The 14,868-nt window shown below is 46.3% G+C and carries 10 protein-coding genes; all 10 read right to left on the reverse strand.

Annotated elements, in window-relative coordinates; all coding sequences use genetic code 11:
• Positions 1-45: 45 nt before the first annotated feature.
• On the reverse strand, positions 46-1,458 hold the full coding sequence (locus tag F0229_RS05910; protein ID WP_171732445.1) for a phosphoglucomutase/phosphomannomutase family protein: 1,413 nt from the start codon (positions 1,456-1,458) through the stop codon (positions 46-48).
• 74 nt (positions 1,459-1,532) lie between these two features.
• Positions 1,533-3,938 carry a N,N'-diacetylchitobiose phosphorylase gene (locus F0229_RS05915; protein ID WP_017066806.1) on the reverse strand — a complete coding sequence of 802 codons (2,406 nt, stop codon included), beginning with the start codon at positions 3,936-3,938 and terminating at the stop codon, positions 1,533-1,535.
• A 128-nt stretch (positions 3,939-4,066) separates the two neighbouring features.
• Entirely contained in the window at positions 4,067-6,028 is a 1,962-nt protein-coding gene (locus tag F0229_RS05920; RefSeq protein WP_171732446.1) for a beta-N-acetylhexosaminidase, read from the reverse strand.
• Between the two features lie 12 nt (positions 6,029-6,040).
• Positions 6,041-6,925 carry a BadF/BadG/BcrA/BcrD ATPase family protein gene (locus F0229_RS05925; protein ID WP_171732447.1) on the reverse strand — a complete coding sequence of 295 codons (885 nt, stop codon included), beginning with the start codon at positions 6,923-6,925 and terminating at the stop codon, positions 6,041-6,043.
• Positions 6,926-6,927: 2 nt separating this feature from the next.
• A complete protein-coding gene (locus F0229_RS05930) occupies positions 6,928-8,649 on the reverse strand; it encodes a glycoside hydrolase family 9 protein (RefSeq protein ID WP_171732448.1) in 1,722 nt (573 codons plus the stop codon).
• A gap of 98 nt (positions 8,650-8,747) precedes the next feature.
• On the reverse strand, positions 8,748-9,743 hold the full coding sequence (locus tag F0229_RS05935) for an ABC transporter ATP-binding protein (protein ID WP_171732449.1): 996 nt from the start codon (positions 9,741-9,743) through the stop codon (positions 8,748-8,750).
• A gap of 87 nt (positions 9,744-9,830) precedes the next feature.
• A complete protein-coding gene (locus F0229_RS05940; RefSeq protein ID WP_017059410.1) occupies positions 9,831-10,814 on the reverse strand; it encodes an ABC transporter ATP-binding protein in 984 nt (327 codons plus the stop codon).
• 2 nt (positions 10,815-10,816) lie between these two features.
• The gene (locus F0229_RS05945) at positions 10,817-11,842 is read right to left on the reverse strand and encodes an ABC transporter permease (RefSeq protein WP_017056648.1); all 1,026 of its coding nucleotides are present in this window, start codon (positions 11,840-11,842) and stop codon (positions 10,817-10,819) included.
• Positions 11,843-11,844: 2 nt separating this feature from the next.
• Complete coding sequence (locus F0229_RS05950) at positions 11,845-12,831, reverse strand: ABC transporter permease (RefSeq protein WP_017059409.1); 987 nt, start codon at positions 12,829-12,831, stop codon at positions 11,845-11,847.
• A 169-nt stretch (positions 12,832-13,000) separates the two neighbouring features.
• The gene (locus F0229_RS05955; RefSeq protein WP_017056650.1) at positions 13,001-14,683 is read right to left on the reverse strand and encodes an ABC transporter substrate-binding protein; all 1,683 of its coding nucleotides are present in this window, start codon (positions 14,681-14,683) and stop codon (positions 13,001-13,003) included.
• Between the last annotated feature and the right edge of the window lie 185 nt (positions 14,684-14,868).

The following is a 14,868-nucleotide window of genomic DNA, read 5'->3' on the forward strand; positions in this document are numbered from 1 at the left end:
CAGTGATTTGTTAAGTCCCATACAAGACTGCTGCGCTCTATAAGCCTATAGAGAGAGGAAGTCTTTCACTTTTTGAAGAACACGTTCTGCAGTGTCTTTATCTTCCATTTCTGCGAAGATTCGTAGTAACGGCTCTGTTCCTGAGAAGCGAGCAATCACCCAGCCGCCATTCTTGAAGTACACCTTGGCACCATCTTCATAGCTTACTTTTTCAATTTCGTATTCAAATTCAGGCAGTTGCTTCTCGACGTAGATCTTAGTGTAGAGCGCTTCTTTCTCTGAAGGTTTAAACTTATAATCGCCTTCTGCGGTGTAGGCATAGCCATATTTAGAGTAAATCTCATCAAGTAATTCAGACAGCTTCTTGCCTGTCACACTGATCATCTCAACCAGTAAGCTTGAAGCAAATACGCCATCCTTACCTTTGATATGACCACGAATGGTTAAACCCCCCGAACTTTCGCCGCCAATCAGAGAGTCATCGGCCTCCATTTGTGAGCTGATGTGCTTAAAGCCTACAGGAACCTCAAAGCTCTTCTCACCATGATCCGCAGCGACTTTATCCAGTAGATGTGTGGTTGCGATGTTACGAACGACAGAGCCCTTCCAACCTTTGTATTCCAGCAAGTAGTAGTAAAGTAGGAGTAGTACTTCGTTAGGGTGAATGAAGTGACCTTTCTCATCGATGATTCCCAAACGGTCGGCATCGCCATCAGTACCAATACCAATGTCATAGCCTTCTGCTGCAACTAAGTGCTTCAAGCGATAGAGCGTTGCTGCGCTAGGAGAAGGCATTAGGCCACCGAAGTCTGGGTTTTTACCATCGTTGATTACGTCGACATCACAACGACCGTTGATAAGAACCGTTTGCAGAGCGTTTTTCGCCACACCAAACATTGGGTCGATCAGCACGCGTAGATTCGCTTTCTTAATCGATTCAATATCGATGGCATTAATGATGGAATCAACAAAGGCGTTCATCGGGTTGATGATTTCGATCTCTTTGTCATTCAACGCTTGCTCGAAATCGACACGAATAATATCTTCGTTGGTCAGTGTTGCGATTTGCTGTTCGATCTTCTCTGTGATGATCTCATCAGCATCACGGCCACCTTCAATGAATACCTTGATGCCATTGTAATCGGCTGGGTTGTGAGAGGCGGTAATACACGCCGAGTAGGTGCATCCCATCTCTTTTGCTTGGAACATCACGATAGGTGTTGGAACAAACTTATCGATGAAGCTTACTTTGATGTTGTTCGCCGCAAGTACTTCTGCAAACCAACATGCGGCTTTATCGGAAAGGAAACGACGGTCATAGCCGATCACAAACCCATTCTTGGCTGCATCTTCGTTGTTGATGATGTTAGCGAGTGCTTGCGCTACCAAACGGACGTTTTCTCTAGTGAACTCCTCACCAATGAAAGCGCGCCAGCCACCTGTACCAAATTTAATCATTAGAAAATCCTTTTAGTCTCATTGCCTCAAGCCTGTAAAGACTTGAGACAAGAGCTGTTCGTTAAATTGCGTGACTAGCCTAGAACAACGACAACATCGTTCACGCTGCCTTCTGCTTGTACTGGGATAGCGCCTTCAACTGATTCACCATTGATAGTGATAGAGGCAACGCCTTTGCTTACTGCATTCGGGTTTTGCACTGTGATGTTATAAGTCGCGCCACGCCATTGACGAGTAACCTCGAATTCTGGCCAATCAGTCGGGATACAAGGATCAACCGTTAAGCCTTCAAAGCCTGTACGAACACCAAGAATGAAGTTGGTTACCGCGAAGTAAGCCCAACCCGACGTACCCGTTAACCAAGGGTGGTTTGCACGGCCGTGGTCTTGATGATCTTTACCCATGATGAACTGCACGTACGAGTATGGTTCTGCGTAACGCGTTTCAATCATGTCGTTTTGGTTGTATGGGTTCAGTGCGTCGTAGAATTTCATCGCACGGTCACCACGGCCTAGTTTCGCTTCTGCTACCCAGGCCCATGGGTTAGGGTGAGAGAAGATTGCGCCGTTCTCTTTTACGCCTTGGTAAACGCGAGTTACGAAACCGATATCATCGTTTGGTGTTGCAAATGAAGGAGAGTTTAGGTGTAGGCCGTATTCTGAGAAAAGGTTCTCATCAACAGCGTCCATCGCTTTCTCACCGCGTTCTTGAGATACAGCACCAGATAGAACGGCTAGCGTGTTTGACTCAAGGTGTACACGACCTTCAGCTTGTTGAGCGGTACCGATCTTGTCGCCATTTTTAGTTAGACCACGGATGTACCAGCCGCCTTCGTCATCCCAAAGGTGCGTTTCACACGCTTCGCGAACGTTAGCTGCCATTTCAGTGTATTTCGCAACATCAGCATCGTTATTACGGAACTTAGCAAGATCTAGGAATTCTTGTAGCGCCCAGAAGTGTAGGAATGAAACCATTGAAGATTCACCACCACCTAGGTTCAAACAGTCATTCCAGTCAGCACGAAGGCCTTTACAGATACCCGTTTGACCCACGTATTCAGCAGAGAAGTTCAGTGCCGCTTTCATGTGTTCATAAACTGTCGCCTCGCCACCGTCTGCGTATGGAATCACTTCATCGAAGAAGTCGTGCTCACCGGTTTCCATTACGTATTTGATAATGGTCGGAACGATCCATAGGTGGTCATCAGAACATGTGTCTTCAATGCCGTGGATCTTGTCGTCATCTGACGGTGTTGGAACAACTGTTGGTGATTTTGATGGCTCAACGTCGGCTTTCTCTGGATCGAACCAGTCAGGATCGAACAAGTGTAGACCGTAGCCCGCTTTCACTTGGCCGCGAAGCAGGTCGATAATACGTTTCTTGGTCATTTGTGGGTTGGCATGGGGTACTGAAATAGCATCTTGAGCCGTATCACGGTAACCAAGACCAGTACGACCGCCAACTTCGATGAATGATGCAAAGCGTGACCAAACCACACAGGTTTCCGCTTGGTATAGCGTCCACGTGTTGATCATTGTGTCTAAGCCTTCGTTTGGCGACTTAACTTGGAATTTGTTGCAACGCTCGTCCCAGTGATCTTTGATGCCTTGGAAAGCGGCGTCTACGTTTGCTGTGTCTTGGTACTTCTCACGTAGGCGTTCACCGTTGCCTTTACCGATACCGAGTACATACGCAAAGCGAACTTCTTCACCGGGTTGAATCGTAAATTGCTTGTGCAGAGAACCACAATGGTTGTAACAAGTTTGAGCGCTGTTAGAACACTTACCGTTTTCAACCGCAATTGGATTTGCTTCATCACGGTACATACCAAGGAAGTTGTCACGTTGGCCATCGTAGCTGTCTGGTGAGAAAGTTGAAGCTAGGTAGTAGAAGCCTTCAAAGTCGTTAGTGTTGTAGTACAGGTCGTATTCCAGAACACCTTCTTGGTAAGACGTGCCCGCAGAGTACAAAGACATCTGATGGTTTTGATTGTCTGATTGAATATGGCTGAAAGAGAACTCAACAAACGAGAAAGTGCTGATAGTACGTGGCTTGTCAGTGTTGTTCTTTAATACAACGTCCCAAACTTCTGCATCTTCACCCTTAGGTACGAATAGCGTCTTGGTTGCGGTAATGCCGCTGTATTCACATTTGAACTTTGAGTATGACAGGCCGTGACGAACCTCGTAGTTCGCTTCATCTAGGCTCTTGGCCACTGGTTGCCAAGAGATAGACCAGTAATCACCCGTCTCATCATCACGCAAGTAAACATAGTGTCCAGGACGGTCAAAGGTGCCGTTTGGACGGAACTTAGTAACACGGTTGTATTCCGGAGAGTTGTAGAACGAGTAACCGCCCGCATTGTGCGAAATCACGGTACAAAACTTTTCAGTACCTAGGTAGTTGGTCCAAGGTGCTGGTACATCAGGGCGAGTGATGACGTATTCGCGATTGTCGTTATCGAAATAGCCGTATTTCATTGTCATTTCCTTTTTAACAAACTGCATCTATGCAGCTAATTTTTAAATAGTGATGCTGAGTCTTATCTGACTGAGCACCTTAATTTGAGTTAGCAAGCGCTCGATGTGAGTGTTGCTTTGGTTTTGTTTTATTGAGCTTTCCAAGGGTTGCGATAGTCAACATTGAGTCTGTCGAGTAGCGGCAAGTGACCCTTTAGGCGAGACAGGTAATCTAGCCAGTTTCGGTTGTTTTTATGTGTCCAACATCCTTCAGCTAAAGCGCTAATTCTTGGGAATACCATGTAATCCATACGCTTTTGGTTGGTGACGATCTCACACCATAGAGCACACTGAATTCCGCGGATCCGCTTACGAATTGGGTCGGTGTCGGATATCTCAGCAAGCGCTTCGTAGGTATAAGCTTGTTCTAATGGGATAACGGCAGCCCAATCTACGCCCGGCTCTTCCGGTGCATAATCTTGGGTCATGTCGAGATAGGTAAATTGTGCAGGTTGCAATACCACATCAAAGCCTTGGCGAGCGCAGTTCACAGCCGCTTCTTCACTGAGCCATGAATAGATGATGGTCTCTTTGCTCACCTTGTCGCCGTGCTGAGCTTCTTCCCAGCCCACCATGCGTTTGCCGAGTTGCTTAAGCTTATTCTCGGCATAGCGGAATAGGTGACCTTGCAAATCTTTGCTGTCTTGGTACTGGTGTTCTTTCATCAACGCTTGAGCAGCAGGGCTGTTGCTCCACACTCCCGGTGGCACTTCGTCTGCACCCATGTGAATTAATTCGCTCGGGAACAGCTCTGCGACTTCTTCAATAACTGCATCTAGAAATTGGTAAGTGCCTGGTAAACCTGGGTTTAGGACGTTGTCGTTGTAGTGCTGAATGCTTTTGTATTGAGTAGTGTCAGCTTGCTCCACCAACATGTCAGGCAGTGATTTGATTGCGGCACGGCAGTGTCCCGGAATATCGATCTCTGGGATCACCGTGATGCTGCGTTGCTCTGCATATTCAATGACTTCACGAATTTGTTGTTGCGTGTAGAAGCCGCCGTAGTTTTCCGCAATGTGGGTATATTGCGGCTCTAGTGCATGATCAGGGCCACGCCAAGCGCCAATTTCTGTTAGCTGTGGCAGGCTCTTTATCTCAATTCTCCAACCTTCATCGTCAGTTAGGTGCCAATGAAATACGTTGAACTTGTAGTGCGCCAGTTGATTGATTAAACGCTTCACTTGATCCACTGAGTGGAAGTGACGAGCGCAATCCAACATCATGCCGCGGTACTTAAAGCGCGGTTGGTCGGCTATCTTGCAACATGGTAGAGAGAAGTTCTCTGCGTCCAGTTGTTGAACTAGTTGAATCAAGCTTGCCACAGCGTGTGTAAAGCCCGACTGGCTGCCTGATTCAGCAATAATCTGTTGTGCAGTGATGGTCAGTTTGTATTCGGCTTCATCTAACGTCGGGTTGCTGCGAAATAGAATGTTGTCGCTTTCGTCTTTTGAAAGTTCAGCTGAAAGCGCGGTCGAAAGAGACAGCTCAAAGGTCGAGAGCAACTCTTGCTGGAACCAAGAGACTGCCTTATCAGCAAGATGAGATTGAACCTCAATTCTGCAGTCGTTATTTAGCGCGAAGTTACTTAGCGCGAAACTACCTTGCTGAAATTCGATCTGATTAGGCTGAGGAATCAATGCAATCTCAGCAGCGTTAACTTCAGGTATTTGATTGCGTTCACGGTATGGCGAAGCCAGTACTATGGGTGATATCGCGACAGGCAGTACCGATGTTTCTCCATCATTATGTGACTGGATAAAGGCATCGTTAAGGCCATCAGAATAGAAGCGGAATGGTGCGCTTTGAATACTGAATTCAAGGTAGTAATGGTTGTTGGCCTTTAACACTGACGAACTTGGTGTGAATGAGCAAAAGCTGCCAACTTGAGTCAGCTCTCCTTGCGATAAACTCTCTGGAAGGATGAAACGATCAAATGCAAAGTGCAGAGACCAATCTTTTACGTCGAGGTCACTTAAGTTATGTACCGTAAGGCCAAATCGGCAGTTATTTTTTTGTTCAGAAAGAACAGCTAAGTCGATGCGATAATTCATATAACTTCCCTGCTAAGCCTGTTGATACAAGTTGTGTTGTGGTTTTCCGGCAAACATCAATGCGCCTTCAATAGCGTCGAATTGAGGTTTAACGATCCATTGTTGTACTGGTGGTGATAGCCAGTTGAGAATACGCTCAGCGATACTTCCCATTAAGCACACCTTGTCAGCGCCTTTTCGATGCAGTGCTAAGACAACCATTTCGATATCAGCCGCGGTTTGCTTGAGCATATCGATAGCCAGTTCGTCACCTTCGTTAGCGAGTTGAAAAATAACTGGTGAGAATTGACCGTAATCCTTTGGAATAGCACATTTTGACCATTCGACAATGGCATCCACATCATTATTAAAGTGATTCATCACATGTAGAGTCAGCGGGGTTTTGTTGCGAATACCGTCTTCTGCAAGCAAGACTTGTTGAATCAAACGTAAGCCCATGACTGCGCCGCCGCCTTGATCTGAAATCGGAAATTCACGACCGCCAACCACATATTGCTCACCGTCTTTTAGGAAGATACCGCAAGAACCCGTACCACCGATCATGATTGCGCCGTTTTGGCCATTGTGAGCACCAATGCAAGCGCCATAAGCGTCGGTATTTAGTGTCATGCTTGTGAAAGGGTGTGGTTGAGCCATGAAGTCGAACCATGCTGATTTTTGCTCAGCGCCAGCCAGTGCTAGGCCAACATGCATATTTGAAAAATGGTCTGAGTTGAGTTGCCCTTGTTGTGCTGCTTTTGTAATGGCATCAATAATTGAGCTCATCGCAACATCAACACCCAAAAGGATGTTGGCACTGCCACTTTTCGCTTCACCAATCAATTTGCCTTGGTCGTCACGAATACGAGCACGACAAGAAGTACCACCACCATCAATACCTACGTAGTAAAGAGTCATTATTATTGCTCCTTACGCTGAGCTAGGAAGCTGAACTGTGCCGCTGTGGCTAATAGGAACCAAGCGCCGTGAGGGATCCATTGTTCGCCCCAGCGCCAGTTTTGAAGCATGTCATCTTTTTGTGCTGGAGGGTTGAACGCAATGTCTTGTTCATCTTCAAAACCAGCCGTGATGCCATTACAGATACCGCCTTTCGCATTGAAGAAACCAAGCTGAGGTAGGTAGTCTGGGTTGTTATGGCCATGACCATCGAGCATGCACATGTGATATGGGTTGAGGCCCAAGATCCAATCAAGGCTATTTTGTGAAAGCTGGATTAAGCGCTCTTGAAGCTCGCTATCTTTAATGTGCGGTTGAACTAGGTAAGCCATGGTTGCTAGTGAGCCAAGGCGTGCGTTCTCGCCTTGCCACCAGTAACCGGTTTCGTTCTGTTGAGCGACGAAGAAGGCATCACGTTTATCACCATCGATAGATTTTACGTATTGTCTTGGATAGCCAAATGGGTTGGTGACTTTGTCGGTGATGTTGATTTCGAACTGACAAGCTTGTTCAACAACTGTGCGAGCCTGTTCTTTTAGTTCAGCATCGGTTTCGTTGTTGATGTATTCACATAGTGCAATCACCGGAAGACCGGCTTCAGCTGCGTGAAAGTATGGACGAGAGCCATCAGAGTTTGCCGACCAGAAGTGCTCAAATGAATCATCGGATTGCTGACGAGAGATTAAACGAGTCGCCCAAGTTCTTGCTTCTGATAGGTATTGCTGGTCTTGTGTTACGCGATACAGCTCATTGGCTGCGAGTAGGGCGCAATACTCATCGATGATGTTCTCTTCACCATCGTTTAGATACTGGAGGTTGTACTCTTTTAGATGCCAGTAACCCTTAACAGCCGTTTCAAGGTATGTGTGGCTCGAGTAGCTGCCAGAGATTTCAAGCTCAGAAGCTGCGGCTAATGCTGCGATAGCAACACCTGCACCTTGTCGGTAGCCCGCTTGTAAGTCCGTTGATTTATGACCTTCTTGAGTCGCATAAGCGCAGATATCGCGTTGGTTGATATCTTTGCTCCATTTGTCGAATACCGTCATATAGAAGTATCCGTCAGCGTCTTGCATACGCACTAAGAAGTCGGCACCGAACAGAGCCTCTTCCGTTAGACGAGTCATGGAGAATTTCGGGAAGTCTGGGTTATGGCCAGTCAAGCGTACGCTTTTTAGCATGTTCCAAACGACCATCGGAATTTGTTGTGGGTTTAGGTAGTTACCATAAGACAGGTGGCTAAAATACTTACTGACATCACCTGATGCGTCATACCATCCACCGTGGACATCGACGTATCGGTCGGTACCTAGAATTTGTGCTTGTCGATCTTTTTTGTCGAAAATCCCGCCACAGCGTTGTGACTTAAAGTAATGAAGCACATCAGAAAACGTGTGGTTCATTAATAGGTTGCTACCAATCTCAAATACTTCTGAACGCAGGTTGTCAAAACGTAGGTAGTAGCGACCAGATTCAGTGACTGAACTGAAATCAATAGTGAAGAATTGCCCTTGATGCCAATTTGCTACGCGGCCTTGTTTAACCACATCAAAATTTCCGACAGTCATATGGTTGTCAGCACAGACGAGTAGAGCCGTAGTGCTTGATAGGCGAGCTTTCTTAGTTTGTAGGATAGCTTGCTTCGGGCCTGTGGACTCATAGCCAATATGGTTGGTCAATAACAGCATCAATATTCTCCGACAGTCCTAGTTTCTATTGGCTAGGTACTTGAATGTTTTGGATATAAATAGTTAGGGTCCGAAGACCCTAACTTGGGTTTTATTGCTTAGCTTTCGTGTAGGTAACAGCGCACAAAGTGGTTATCAGCGAGCTGCGTAACCCCTGGTAGCTGCTCTTTGCACTTATCCATTGCGTGAGTACATCGGCCTGCAAATGGGCAGCCTGCTGATACTGGTGTCCACAGAGGAATCTCACCTTTGTTGCCTGCAAGTTGCTCGTGGATCGACTTCTTAGGATCTGGAACGGCCGAAACAAGCAATTGGGTGTATGGGTGCTGAGGGTTAGCAATCACGTCATCGGTATCGCCCCATTCCACCATGTGTCCCACGTACATCACCGAAAGGTCTTCAGCGATGTAACGAGCGGTTGCGATATCGTGAGTGATGTAAAGCAGAGACATTTGCTTCTCGAACTTCATCTCTTCCATCAGGTTCAAAACACCGGCACGAATCGATACATCAAGCATTGAAGTTGGCTCATCGGCTAGTACAACTTCGGCACCTACTGCGATGTTGCGGGCTAGGTTGACACGTTGACGCTGACCACCAGACAGTTGGTGAGGGTATTTCTTCGCCGTCTCTTTTGGCGGAATGAGACCTACTTGCTCTAAAAGATCGTAAACGCGTTCTTCTAGCTCTTTCTTGTTGCCCGGAGTTACTTTCTTGTGGATCAACAGTGGTCGAGCAATGTGGTGGAAGATATTGTGCGTTGGGTTCAATGAACCAAACGGGTCTTGCCATACCATCTGCACGCCTTCACGGTAGTGCATAAGATCTTTTCTGCTTGAGATCTCTTGGATATCACGACCTTTGTATTCGATCGTGCCGCCTGAAGGTGCGTACATTTTTGCGATCATTTTTGCGGTTGTTGATTTGCCTGAACCAGACTCACCAACCACTGCTAGGCCACGGCTTTTGTACATCTTGAATGACACGTCGTTAATCGCACGCATCATTGGGGTTTGAATGGTGGTACTGCTTATTGGGAAGTCTTTTACGACATTCTTGCCTTCTACCAATAATTGACCGAAATCTTTGCTCATAATTGTCTCCAGAATCCTTATTCGCTTTGCTTGTTTTTAGGCGGTCGAGCCGCCTTGTTCGTTATTCACGCTGAGTCAGCGTGCAAGCTATAGCTTCCTTTGTACTATTGGGTCACCGTACAGGTGGCAGTTAGACAAATGTCCCGGGTCGATAGAACGCAGCTTGGTTGGCACCTTGGTACACTTTTCATGTACACGGTCACAACGAGCTTGGAAACGACACCCTTCAGGGATCTCTAACAGGTTCAGAGGGTTACCCGGAATACCTGCTAACTTTGTCTTTGGCCCTGTCAGTGGAGGGAAAGAATTTCCCAGCCCTTTGGTGTAAGGGTGGTAAGGGTTTTCTAGAATATCTTGAGAGTTAGCCACTTCGATTAGCTCACCTGAGTACATGATGCCGATGCGGTCAGAGAACTCGACCATCAATGACAAGTCATGGGTGATGAACAGAATTGAGAAGCCAAATTCTTCTTTTAGTGCATAGATCTTTTGTAGGATTTCGCGTTGCACAACCACATCAAGTGCGGTTGTCGGCTCATCCATAATGATCAGCTTTGGATTCAGTGCTAACGCGATAGCAATAACCAAGCGCTGACGCATGCCGCCAGAGAATTGGTGAGGATAGTCACTCAATCGGCTCGGGTGAATATCGACGATTTCAAGTAGACCTTCAGCACGCTGCTTAGCTTGCTCGCGAGTCATGTTGGTGTGACGCATGATTACGTCACAGAACTGCTCTTCCATCGGTAGTACTGGGTTGAGTGCGTTCATCGCGCTCTGGAATACCATCGACATCTCACTCCAACGGAACGACTGCATACGGTCATCACTGTATTCAAGGATGTTCTCACCGTTGAAGATAACCTCACCACCACTGATGTAAGCGGGCGGCTTATGAAGACGCATAAGAGAGAAAGCGACCGTTGATTTACCACAGCCAGATTCACCAGCTAGGCCGAAGACTTCACCTGGAGCGATGTCGAAACTTACGTTGTTACACGCACGCACATCGCCAGACTCTGTGATGTAATCCACGCATAAGTTGCGGATAGAAATTAGTGGTTCAGACATGATTATTTATCTCCGCTCCAAAGTGCATTTTGTGGTGGTAGTTCTGGTTCACGTTCTTCTTTGTCTTGAGCTGCTAGTTTCTTCCAACGCTTCATGCCTTTGTGAGAACGCAGTTGCGGGTTAGCAATTTCATCGACCGCGAAGTTAAGTAGAGCAAGACCAGTTACAAGTAGTGTCAATGCGATACAAGGAGCCAACAGTTCCCACCAAGCGCCAATCAGCATTGATGAAGAGGTTTGAACGTTGTAAAGCATGATGCCCCAGCTGATTGTGTTCGGGTCACCAAGACCTAGGAACGAGATGGTTGCTTCCATCATGATTGCGTACATCACCGAACCGATGAAGCTTGCGCCAACGATAGAGATAAGGTTTGGCAGAATCTCTACGAAGATGATGCGGAATGAAGATTCACCCAAAACTTCAGCGGCTTTTACAAACTCTTTTTCACGCAGTGCTAAGGTTTGGGAGCGAACAACACGGGCACCCCAAGCCCAAGACATAAAGCCGATAACCAAGGTTATGGTGAGTGGCCCTGCCTCACCGATAAAGGCTGCTACCACGAACAGTAATGGGTATTGAGGGATTACCAGCATGATGTTCATTGCGGCTGTTAGAACGTCATCGACACGGCCACCGAAGTAACCTGCAGAAACACCAATAACAGTTGCGAGTAAACATACGGTTAGACCCGCACCAAAACCTACAGCAAGAGATACGCGTGCGCCGTATACCACTTGAGACCAAACGTCACGACCCATACGAGTTGTACCTAGTACGTGGTCTGCCTTTTTAGACATGATTAATGTACGACGGTCGTCTGCTAGATTTTGAGCAACCCAGCCATCAGGGTTAGTTTGTGCAGACTTCACCACGAAACCAGGATATTCGTGTGGGTTACCTGTACGCTTGTCTGGTACATGTTTGGTGATTAATGGAGCTGCAATCGCGCCAAGAATAAAAATACTTAGGATGATGACGCCTGTTAGGGCCATCGGGTTACGCCAAATGAGTTTTAAAAAGTCTTTCATGATTATTTACCACCCTTACGAAGACGAGGGTCAAGAACAACGTAAAGCATGTCTGCAACTAGGTTAAAGAACAGCATGAATAGCGTCATGATAAGCAGCTGACCTTGCAGTACTTGGTAGTCACGAGCGTTAATTGCGTTGAAAAGTACGCTGCCAAGACCTGGGTAGTTAAAGATGATTTCGATAATTAACTGACCGCCGATTGCCATACCTAGCGACATTGACAGGGCTGTCACACTAGGTAGCATCGCGTTACGAGCTGCGTAGTTGAATACCACTCGGTTTTCGCTCAGGCCTTTGCCTTTCGCCATGGTGATGTAGTCTTCGGCTAATAGGTTGATCATGTTGTTACGCATGTTTACTAGGAAGCCACCAATTTGAACAACAGAAGCACAGAACAGTGGTAAGAAGGCGTGGTAAGCGACATCTTTAATGAATGCCCAGCTTGTCCAATCAGGTATAGTACCAGCGGTGTAGGCATACCCTGTTGGGAACCACTTCAAGCCAATTGCAAAGGTAAATAGTGCAATCATCGCGATAACAACTTGAGGAACGGCTTGTAGAATCAGCATCCCTGGCGTTACGAAGGCATCGTACTTACTGCCGCGTTTCCACGCTGCGAAAATACCTAGGATTGAACCAATCGAGAAAGAAAGAATAACTGCGGTGCCGGCTAAGAAAAGCGACCAACCGAATGCTCCACCCAACAGTGTGTTTACAGAAAGTGGGTAGAATTGAATTGATGTACCAAGTTCCCAGCTAAGAATGTTCTTCATGTACGCCACGTATTGAACTAAGTAGCCACCATCAACGAAGCCTAATAGTTCTTTCATTGCAGCAATACGCTCTGGAGTAACTTGTACAGAAGCGTTCGCAAACATCATGGTAACTGGGTCACCAGGCATTGCTCTTGGAATAATAAAGTTTAACGTCGCAGCAACTAATAGCGCGACAAAATAAAATGACAAACGTCTTAAAAAATAACCCATAACTCACACCTTACTCACCCAGATTGTTTCCCTGTTTCTGGATTCAGGTCGCTCCTAGCGAAATTTGGAACGAAAAATCCCCTGACGACTAGCGCCATACTTTCAATTGAGAGTGTGGGGATTTTTATAAGCGGCGTAAGAGGTTACGCCGCAAGGATTGAACGATTACTTATTTAACTGGTTTTAGGTCCAGTACATGAAGTAGACGCTCTGGAATACCAGCCCAAATGTTTGGACGGCCTTTTGGATTTTCTTCGTTCCACCAACCAGTGAAGCGAGTTGTGTTGTATTGGTACATGTAAGCACCAGACATCACAGGGATTGTCACTTGGTCTGCAGCGATGATTTGCTGGATACCGTGTGCAATGTCTAGCTGCTCGTTCTTATCAGCTGTTTTGTAGAAGCTGTTTAGAAGACCATCTAGCTTGTCGTTTTTGTAGAAGTGCATTGCGAAACGAGGCATACCATCACCAGATTGTAGTGATGAGTTGTAAGCACTGTTCCAGTACGTGTATGGATCCGCACCGTGGAAGTAGTTTGTGTATGCTACGTCGTATGTACCTTCAAGCATTGCTTGGTTGTAAACAGAGAAGTCAGGTGTACGAGCTTTTGCTTTAATACCGATTTCGTTTAGCTGTTCTACCGCTAGTTGAACTGTGTTGTTGAAGTCAGTCCAGCCGTTTGGCGATTGAATCATTAGTTCGAAAGACTTGCCTGATGGAGTGTCAACAAAACCATCTTTGTTTACATCTTTGAAGCCAGCGTCAGCAAGAAGCTTCTTCGCGCCTTCAGCGTTGTAAGTGTTGAAGCCTTTGTACTTGTCATGAGTTTTTTCATCAGACCAAGCTTCAAACGCGTAGCCAAGACCCGATGCGAAATCGTTTACAGTACCGCCACCGTAGAATGCGATGTCGATGATAGTTTGACGGTCAAGAGCCATAGAGAAAGCACGACGGAAGTCAACGTTGCTCAATGCTTCATGCTTCGCAGCATCAGGGTGCTTGAAGTTAACGATGAATGCCTGTGTACCTGCTGGCGGGTACCAGTAGTGGTGTTTAGGGCTAGCTGCTGCGTATGTACGATCGATATCTGGAACGAAAGAAGACGTCCAGTCCATTTCACTGTTTACAACTTTACCTAGGAATTGGTCGTTGTTCGCAATTTGTGGAACACGTAGACAGTCAACATCTAGGTTGTCTGCATCCCAGTAGTTCGGGTTTGCACACTGGATGTATAGCTGCGCTGTAAACGTATCGATTTCTGTAAATGGACCAGAACCTACCGGGTTCTCATTGGTAAACGTTGATGGATCTTTAACGTCTTTCCAGATGTGCTTAGGTACTACAGGTACTTTAGCAATCTCGTAAGGTACGTTTGAGTTTGCTTCTGTTAGTGTGAACTTAACTTGGTTGTCGTTCAGTTTTTCTACAGAAGTTACCCAAGAGTTGATACCAGATTGGTCAAGCTCTGGCTTCTCTTTTACAAGGTTGAAAGAAAAAACAACATCATCAGCAGAGAAAGTTTCTCCGTCTGACCATTTAACACCCTTACGAATGTCGAAAACAACGCTCATCAGATCATCTGACATCTTGAAGTTTTCAGCTAGACGGAACACTGGAGTGTTACCGTGCATTTCGTTAAATACTACTAGCGGCTCATACATGAAGTCAGTTGTAGTATGTAGGTTAGTAGCACCAAGGTACGGGTTAAAGTTACGTACGAATGTAGTGTACTCTTTCGGGTGAACGGTCAGTTCACTGCGTTCTGCAGCGGTTGCTACTGATGCAAAACCTGTTGTAGCAGTTGCAATAATTGCTGTTGCTATTGCTGTTTTTTTTATATTGGCAAGCATAGCTGTTCCTTACTATTTGCTTTCATTTCACTAATGGATTGAATGTTATCTGTCGCTAAATTGTTTAGTAGATACACACTCTGGTTAAAGGCCTACCTCTTCTTCGTTGCTCCAGATTCATCGTTGATTCTGAGAAGTGGTAAGAGTGGCCTGTAGGCCTTTGGCAGGAGTAAGAAAACACCTTA

This window comes from Vibrio sp. AIC-3 (assembly GCF_013114515.1).
Classification (GTDB): Bacteria; Pseudomonadota; Gammaproteobacteria; order Enterobacterales; family Vibrionaceae; genus Vibrio; species Vibrio crassostreae_C.

Excerpts from the sequence above, each read along its gene's own strand:
- F0229_RS05910 (WP_171732445.1), bottom strand. The coding sequence starts at position 1,458 with ATGATTAAATTTGGTACAGGTGGCTGGCGCGCTTTCATTGGTGAGGAG.
- F0229_RS05915 (WP_017066806.1), bottom strand. The coding sequence starts at position 3,938 with ATGAAATACGGCTATTTCGATAACGACAATCGCGAATACGTCATCACT.
- F0229_RS05920 (WP_171732446.1), bottom strand. The coding sequence starts at position 6,028 with ATGAATTATCGCATCGACTTAGCTGTTCTTTCTGAACAAAAAAATAAC.
- F0229_RS05925 (WP_171732447.1), bottom strand. The coding sequence starts at position 6,925 with ATGACTCTTTACTACGTAGGTATTGATGGTGGTGGTACTTCTTGTCGT.
- F0229_RS05930 (WP_171732448.1), bottom strand. The coding sequence starts at position 8,649 with ATGCTGTTATTGACCAACCATATTGGCTATGAGTCCACAGGCCCGAAG.
- F0229_RS05935 (WP_171732449.1), bottom strand. The coding sequence starts at position 9,743 with ATGAGCAAAGATTTCGGTCAATTATTGGTAGAAGGCAAGAATGTCGTA.
- F0229_RS05940 (WP_017059410.1), bottom strand. The coding sequence starts at position 10,814 with ATGTCTGAACCACTAATTTCTATCCGCAACTTATGCGTGGATTACATC.
- F0229_RS05945 (WP_017056648.1), bottom strand. The coding sequence starts at position 11,842 with ATGAAAGACTTTTTAAAACTCATTTGGCGTAACCCGATGGCCCTAACA.
- F0229_RS05950 (WP_017059409.1), bottom strand. The coding sequence starts at position 12,831 with ATGGGTTATTTTTTAAGACGTTTGTCATTTTATTTTGTCGCGCTATTA.
- F0229_RS05955 (WP_017056650.1), bottom strand. The coding sequence starts at position 14,683 with ATGCTTGCCAATATAAAAAAAACAGCAATAGCAACAGCAATTATTGCA.